This window comes from Clostridium sp., assembly GCF_029258205.1.
In the GTDB taxonomy this organism is placed as follows: Bacteria; Bacillota; Clostridia; order Clostridiales; family Clostridiaceae; genus Sarcina.
In genome coordinates this window covers 1-7,940 of the sequence record NZ_JARHZJ010000078.1, presented here as the reverse complement: position 1 = coordinate 7,940, position 7,940 = coordinate 1, and the positions used below count along the sequence as shown (strand labels likewise).

General features: G+C 27.1%; 4 protein-coding genes. 3 read left to right on the top strand and 1 reads right to left on the bottom strand.

Features of this window, described 5'->3' with window-relative positions; genetic code table 11:
• The first annotated feature begins 15 nt into the window (after positions 1–15).
• The 3 genes from Q1J60_RS09510 (at position 16) to Q1J60_RS13040 (ending at position 7,374) form a co-directional block, all read left to right on the top strand.
• The gene (locus tag Q1J60_RS09510) at positions 16–5,958 is read left to right on the top strand and encodes an NPCBM/NEW2 domain-containing protein (RefSeq protein ID WP_300261308.1); all 5,943 of its coding nucleotides are present in this window, start codon (positions 16–18) and stop codon (positions 5,956–5,958) included.
• 800 nt (positions 5,959–6,758) lie between these two features.
• Positions 6,759–7,169, top strand: a complete 411-nt coding sequence (locus tag Q1J60_RS09505) for a DUF5412 family protein (protein WP_300261305.1) — start codon at positions 6,759–6,761, stop codon at positions 7,167–7,169.
• A gap of 142 nt (positions 7,170–7,311) precedes the next feature.
• Positions 7,312–7,374 (top strand): hypothetical protein, encoded by a 63-nt coding sequence (locus Q1J60_RS13040; protein WP_423249127.1) that lies wholly within the window; start codon positions 7,312–7,314, stop codon positions 7,372–7,374.
• Positions 7,375–7,558: 184 nt separating this feature from the next.
• On the opposite strand, the gene Q1J60_RS09500 is transcribed toward Q1J60_RS13040, so the two are convergent.
• Positions 7,559–7,858, bottom strand: a complete 300-nt coding sequence (locus Q1J60_RS09500) for a hypothetical protein (protein WP_300261302.1) — start codon at positions 7,856–7,858, stop codon at positions 7,559–7,561.
• Positions 7,859–7,940: the final 82 nt, after the last annotated feature.

The window sequence follows — 7,940 nt, the reverse complement described above, 5'->3', positions numbered from 1 at the left end:
TCAACAGGAAACCTTATGGAGTTTAAGTTTAACACAGTACAAGCTAAGAAGATTAAATTCGTATTTAAAAAAGCTAATCAAGATTGGGCAAGTGCATCCGAGTTTTGGTTTTATAAAGAAGATAATAAACTAGACAAGATGAATAGATTATTCACAGATAATACTATGAGTAAAGTATCTGATGAGTTTGATAGTTTGGAAAAATTAGAAATATTAGAAAAAGAAGTTCAAGAGCATCCGTTTTATGATTGTTTTAAAGAGAATTTAGACAATGCTAGGGAAGTAATAAGTGGAAAAAAAGTAGAGTCTACAAAATCAAAGACAAGACAATTTAAATATTATTCTAATGAAGATTATTCAAAGTTATTTAAAATGGATAATAGTAATATAAAAAGTATTAAGAATAATGCGGGTAATTATGGTGGACAAGTAATAAATAATGCTATAGATGGTAATTTAGATACATACTGGGAAACAAATAAATCAAACACAAATGATTTTAAAAATGAAGTGGAAGTAGAGTTTAAAGAGCCTGTAGAATTAGACAGAGTAGTCTATGGAGCAAGAAAATCTGATAATAAAGGATTTGCTAATGAATTTGAAATATATGGTTCTACAACATCTAAAGGAGATACATATCAACTTATAGCAACTGGTGACTATAACAAAGTATCTGGATTAGTTGAAGCTAAGTTTAATCCAACTAAATTTAAAAGAATGAAATTTAAATTTAAAAATTCAGATCAAAATTGGGCTACTTTATCAGAAATATCTTTCTATAAACAAGACGTATTAAGTGATAAAATGGATAGATTATTTACAGATAGTAGTATGAATCAAGTATCTGAAGAATTTAACACTTTAGATAAATTAGAAAATTTAGAAGAAGAAGCTAAGAAGCATCCTCTTTATAATGATTATAAAGAAGATTTAGATAATGCTAGATTAATGGTTGAAAATAAACAAGTTCAATATACTGATGCTAAAATATCTGATTTCTTAAACCCAGGCAATGAATTACTTCCAGCTTATGATGCTGTTTATAAGTTAGATAAGAGTAAAATAAAATCAATAAAAACTAATGGTGGACAATATGCATCAGAATCTATAGATAAAGCTATAGATGGAGATTTTAATACAAAATGGCATTCAGGAAAACAAAATACACAAAACTTTACAAATGAAGTTGAAATTGAGTTAAATGAATTAACTACATTAAACAGAATAGTATATACATCACCACGTGGCACAAATAGAGGTTTTGCTGAAGCCTTTGATATATATGCATCAAGAACAACAAAAGGCGATAATTATGAAAAGGTAACTAGTGGTAAAGTTACTCCAACACAAAATTCTCTAGAGATAAAGTTTAATCCAACAGAGTTTAGAAGAATTAAATTTGTATTTAAAAAGGGTTATGAAGATTGGGCTTGTGCTAGTGAGTTTGGATTATATAAAGAAGATAAAACATTAGATAAAGTCAATGGATTATTTACAAACAGATTAATGAATGAATTATCAGAAGACTTTAATACAGAAGAAAAATTAACAGCTTTAGAAAATGAAGTGAATGAACATCCTTTAAAAACTTTATTTACAGAAAAGTTTGAATTAGCACACAAAATACTTAATGGACAGTTAGAAAATGTAAAGACTATTACTGCAGAGCAACATGGAGATATGGTAGCACATGCTAACAAAAACTTAAAGTTTGGATTTGGTAACAACAATCAACCAACAGGAATATATGCAAAACCAGGAGAGATAATAACTGTTTATGTAGATGCAGATCCAACACAACCATTGCCAAAATTAGCATTTTCTCAACAAGAAGCAAGTTTCGGTAATTGGTTAAGAACTGTGAACTTGAAACCTGGTAAGAATGTAATAACTGTTCCAGAAATAGGAAAAGATAAATGGTATAATCATGATGTAACTAAAGGAGGATCAATATACATAGTAAATCCTTATACTAGTAAAGAACAAACTAAAGCACCAGTTTTAAGATTTGCTTCTGGACATAAGTTCCCATTTGTTACAAAAGATACTAATATTGAAGAGTTTAAGGAATTCTTAAAAGAGTACAAAAAGTCAATAGATGAAGATGTAGCAAAACATCCAAATGTTAAAGATAGAGAAGTATTAGATGTTTTTGAGTTTGTAAGTGATCACATAGTATGGACAGGTACTACAACAGGCGCATATGAAGCTTATATAGAGCAAGGAGTAAATCCTTTAGATACAATAAAATCTTATAATACTCATATGGAACAAATATTTAAATATTATGGTTTAGATGGAAGTAGTGAACAAAATGATCCTAAATATATAAGAGAAAATGTTAGATTAGCACAACCATTTGGATATATGTATGCAGCTAATGGACATATAGGAGTTCAAGGAGATGTAATGGCTAATCACTTAATTCCATTTGAAGATAGAGGACCATCATGGGGATTAACTCATGAAATAGGGCATAAAATGGATGTAAGTTCAAGAGTATACGGAGACGTTACAAATAATATGTTACCTATGTATATGTCTGTTTATTACAATCATATAGATCAAAGAATACCATACGAGTCTAAGATTTATAAAAATGTAATAAGTGAGAATTCTAATAAATATACAAATGGTGAGTATTTTGAAAACTTAGCTGTATATTGGCAGTTAGAAATGTATAAACCAGGTTACTGGACACAACTAAATAAATTATACAGAGAGAGAAATGTTGATTTAGGAAGTGAAAATCCTAACAATGTTAAAATGCAATACTTAGTTAAATTCTCATCAGAAGTTGTTGGAGAAGATTTAAGTGAATACTTTGCTAGACATGGATTTGAAGTTAATGAAGAAACTAAAAAAGAAACTAGCAAATATAAAAAGCCAGATAAGAAAATATGGTATCTAAACAATAAGAAGATTGGTTATAAAGGTAATGGATTTACTAAAGATACTGGTTTAGATGTTTCATTAAACAAAGTTGATAATGGAATTAAGTTAGATTTCAATGTAAATGATGATGTTAAGTCTGATTTACTAGGTTATGAAATATTAAAAGATGGTGAAGTAATAGGATTTACATCAACTAATACATTCACAGATACAAATGCAGATATGAGTAAAAATTCTAAGTATGAAGTAATACCATATGATATTAACCTAGGAACAGGTAAAGCTTTTGTAGTAAATTCATTTGCGCCAAGTATAAATGTTCAACAAAAGAAAATAACTCTAAAATTAGGAGAAAAGTTTAATCCTCTAGATTATGTTAAGGCATTAGACTATGAAGGAAATGATTTAACTTCTAATGTAAAAGTTGAAAGTAATGTAGATACTAATAAATCTGGTATATATGAAGTTAAGTACATTTCAGATGACAGAGGAATATCATCTGAAAAGAGTTTACAAGTTGAAGTAGTTAGTGATTATGATTACTTATCAGATTCAGAGTGGACAAAAGTAGAAACTCAATGGGGAACTCCAAGAAGAAATAAAAATATAAAAGGTAGAGTAAATGGAGAAATAAAAGACTTTGAAAAAGGTTTTGGAATACATGCAAATGGAACAATAACTTATGATCTATCAGGAAAAGACTATGATAATTTTGAAGCTTTAGTTGGAGTTGATGGAGGAATAGAAGCACAAAATAATTCTAGCATAAAATTTGAAGTAATAGCTGACGGTAAAACTTTAGCTACTACTGATGTTTTAAAACATGCAGATAATATGAGCTATATAAATGTTCCAGTTAAAGGAGTAAAACAATTAGTAATAAAGGTAACTGATGCTGGAAATGGAAGAACTTTAGACCATGGAGTAATAGCTAATCCTAAATTGACTACAAACAATGCAAAACCTACTATAGAACTTGAAAATGCAATAATTAATGTTAAAGATGAATTTAATGTATTAAATGGTGTTACAGCAAAAGATGCAGAAGATGGAGATTTAACATCAAGTATAAAAGTAAAATCAAGTGATTTTAAACCAAATAGAGGTGGAGTATATACTGTAGTATATGAAGTTGTAGACAAAGATGGAAATAAAGTTGAAAAAGAGAGAAAAATATACACTATAACTACAGCTGAAAATCTAAGTGATAAAGAATGGAAAAAAGCTACTTCAGGATGGAAAGAAGTAAATAAAAACCATAGTATTGAAGGAAATACTATAACATTACTAGATGAAAAAGGACAAGAAGTTCAATGTGATAAAGGTCTTGGAACTCATGCAAATTCAGAAATAGTTTATGATTTATCAGGTAAAAACTATGGAATGTTTGAATCTTATGTTGGTATAGATAGAGAGATGAAAAACTCTAATGCACCATCAGTAATTTTCGAAGTTTATGTTGATGGGGAAAAAGTGTTTGATAGTGGCGTTATGAATGTTAACACTGAAAGAAAACATGTGTTAATACCAATAGCAGGAGCAAGTGAACTTAAGTTGGTTGCTAAAAATGGTGGTAATGGAAATGCTGGTAATCATGCAGATTGGGCTGATGCTAAAGTTTACACTACAAGCGATAAGCCAATATTAACTGGTGAAGATGTAGCTTTAAATATAGGAGATACATTTGAACCGTTAAAAGGAATAGTTGCTAATGATCCGGAAGATGGAGATATAACAAAGGATATAAAAATTATAAATAATAATGTAAACACAAAAAGAGGAGGTAACTATGTAGTATCATATGAAGTTACTGACTCTCATGGAAATAAAGTAACATTAGATAGAAACGTATCAGTTGTTAATGCAAGTGACTATATAAGTGATAAAGAATGGAAATCAGCTAATTCAGGATGGAGAAGTGTAAGAAAAGATAAAAGTGTTGAAGATCGTACTATAACTTTATTAGATGAAAATGGACAAGAAGTTACATATAATAAAGGATTAGGAACTCATGCAAATTCAACAATAGTATATGATTTATCAGGCAAAAATTATGGAATGTTTGAAACATATGTTGGTGTAGATAGAGAAATGAAACACTCACAAGTTTCATCAGTAAACTTTGAAATTTATGCTGATGGTAAAAAAGTATTTGATAGTGGTGTTATGAATTCAAGTACTCCAAGAAAGCATGTTTTAATTCCAGTAGTTGGAGTAAGTGAACTTAAATTAGTTGCTAAAGATGGTGGTAATGGAAATGGAGGAGACCATGCAGACTGGGCAGATGCTAAGTTTTTATATGCAGCTCCTAAAGATTTTACTGCTTTAGAAAAAACAGCTCAGGAAGCAAATAGCTTAGATGGAAAATTATATACTGAAGAAAGCTTTAATGAATTACAAACTGTTTTAGAAAAAGCTAACAAAGTATTAGAAACTCCTAATCCAGAACAATCATTAATAGATTCTACAAATTTAGAGCTTATAGATTCTATGAATAAATTAGAGAAGGCTATTGATTTAACAGAAGAAGTTAATATACCAGATAATAATTTGAAAAAAGCTATAAAAGGTCAATTAAATTTATCAAGTGATGTAATAACAAGAGGAGATATAAATAAGTTAAAGAATTTATCAGCAGCAGGACAGGAAATAAGAAGCTTAGAAGGATTACAATATGCTATAAACTTAGAAAGTTTAAATCTTGACTACAATGAAATAAAGGATATATCTCAAATAAAAGGTTTAAAGAAACTTAATGATGTAAGTATAAAAGAACAATATATAGTTATAGAATCACCAAAAGAAGTTAATGGAAAATATGTTATAAATGAAGCTTTTGTAGGAAAAGATGGAGAGAAATTACTTCCTAATGAAATAAGTATAAGAACTACAGTTGAATCAAAGATTAATGTATCAAAAATTGATGTTAAAACTTCTTTAAATAATGGAAATTTAGAAATAGATACTAAGCTTTTAAAAGAAGGTGTTAATGGTATATCAGCAGTATATCAGGATTTAGATGGAAAATATGTAGCTACTCTTTCAACTTTAGTAAGTAGATAATAAAAATAGGTTAAAAGAGAATTTTAAAATTTAAGTAAAGCAGAAGGGATTTGTATTGTAAATACAAATCCCTTCTTAATTTTATATGAAGCAAAATATTTAAAATTATGTTGAATTTTTTTATTATTATTTAATTGAGGAATTATTTAAATAAGATTTTCTAAATAACTTTTATTTTAGAGGCTTTAGTATATAGTATTGTAAAAATACTATGCATAATATAGTTGAAAAAATAGGGAAAAAATGGTTAAATTTAGAGCATACTATAAATAGACATAATATTAGAATAATGAAATTTAAAAATGTTGAAAATAATATTTTTTTATATTTTTCTTCATTTAAATTTGTGTAGAGAATTCCATTAAATCTAATGACAGTATCTCCGTTAAAAAATGAACAAATTGGATTAACAATCCCAGTCATTAGTATAGTTAAAAGTATTATTAAAGCAATACAATAATATATAAGCATTCAAATATTTTCTCCTTACTTAAAATCTTTATTTAAATTTTAATCTTATATTAAAAAATAATAATGAATTAATCAATAGGTTTTACATAACTGGTCAAAAAATAAACAAAATTGGTATAAAAGTAATAAAATGTATTAATAAACAATTAATAATATATTAATTTGCGAAATTAAATATATAACTAATGTTAATAAAATGATTTTTATAATTTAGATAAATTTTAGATGTATTATGGAATGAGTTATTGGTTAAATATTAGTGGATTTAATGTGATAAATTATATAAAATTAATCTAAGGTTTATATTTTAATATGTTAGGAGGAATATTGTGGAGGGAAAAAAGACTAATAAATATTTAAAGTATAAGAACTTTAAGTTTAGATGGGGAGTTTATAGTATTATCCTTTTAATATTTGTAGGAGTGTCTACTTTTAAAATATCATCATCAATAATGACGTTTAGGAAGAGTTTTAAAGATTCTAAAGCAAGTGAAGAATTTTTAGGAGAAACAGTATCTAGTGACGGAAAGTATAAGGTTGAGGCTTATCTTATCAATGGAGGAGCGACAGTAGATTGGTCAGTTAAGTGTTATTTAAATGAAGGGAAAAGTAAAAAAGAGATATATAGGGATTATCATATAAATGAAGCAAATATGACTTGGATTGATAAGGATACAATCTCTATAAATAGTCATAATATAGATTTACCTAATGGTAAATATGATTTTAGAGATGAATAAAGAGAAGAACAGGATTTAGATTTAATACTGAAAATGCTTTAATAATCACTGTGTTACAAGAGTTTGAAAAAGTATTATATACTGGTTCTATAGATCCTGAAGTTTGATTAAATGATTTTAAAAAAAATTAAATGATTCAGGTATAAATGAAGTTAAAGATGAAACACAAAAACAATTAAACGAGTGGAAATCAAAAAATAATTAGTGTCATTTATAAATATAGGGTAGATTAAAACTTATCCTTTTTTTATAATTAGAATATAAAAAAAGAGGTTGTCCAAAACTTTAAAATAAAAAACATTCAATCAATACCTAATCTTAGGTTTAGTAATGTTTGTTAGTTTTAATAAGTTTTTGGACAACCTCTTTATCCATTTAATAGTATTATATTATTTATGATGCTTTGGTGAAATTTCAACTGTTATACTAATGCCAATGCCTGCTATTATTCCGGTTAATATGTAGTAAGTTAAATTATTCATTGGTATTACATATAACCCTAGTATTCCTATTGTAAGTAAAAGTAAAAATATACAAGCTATAATAAATAGTGGCTTAAATTTAGGTGTTGTAGGAATAATTTTTGCTATTTTATCTGATAATTTTAAACTTTTATTTATAGGTGCAAAAATAAAAGTTGCAATTGCCAATGATAAAATCATTGGAATAAAACTCATTAAAGATTTCATCTTCAGTTCCTCCTTTGTTAATTTTATAAATTAATGTGGGCATTTTTAAGAAAGCTTTATAATTACTACCTTCTTAACAATA

What these genes read in the sequence shown, in the direction of transcription:
- Q1J60_RS09500 (WP_300261302.1), bottom strand. Translation starts at nt 7,858, where the DNA reads ATGAAATCTTTAATGAGTTTTATTCCAATGATTTTATCATTGGCAATT.
- Q1J60_RS09510 (WP_300261308.1), top strand. Translation starts at nt 16, where the DNA reads ATGGAGTTTAAGTTTAACACAGTACAAGCTAAGAAGATTAAATTCGTA.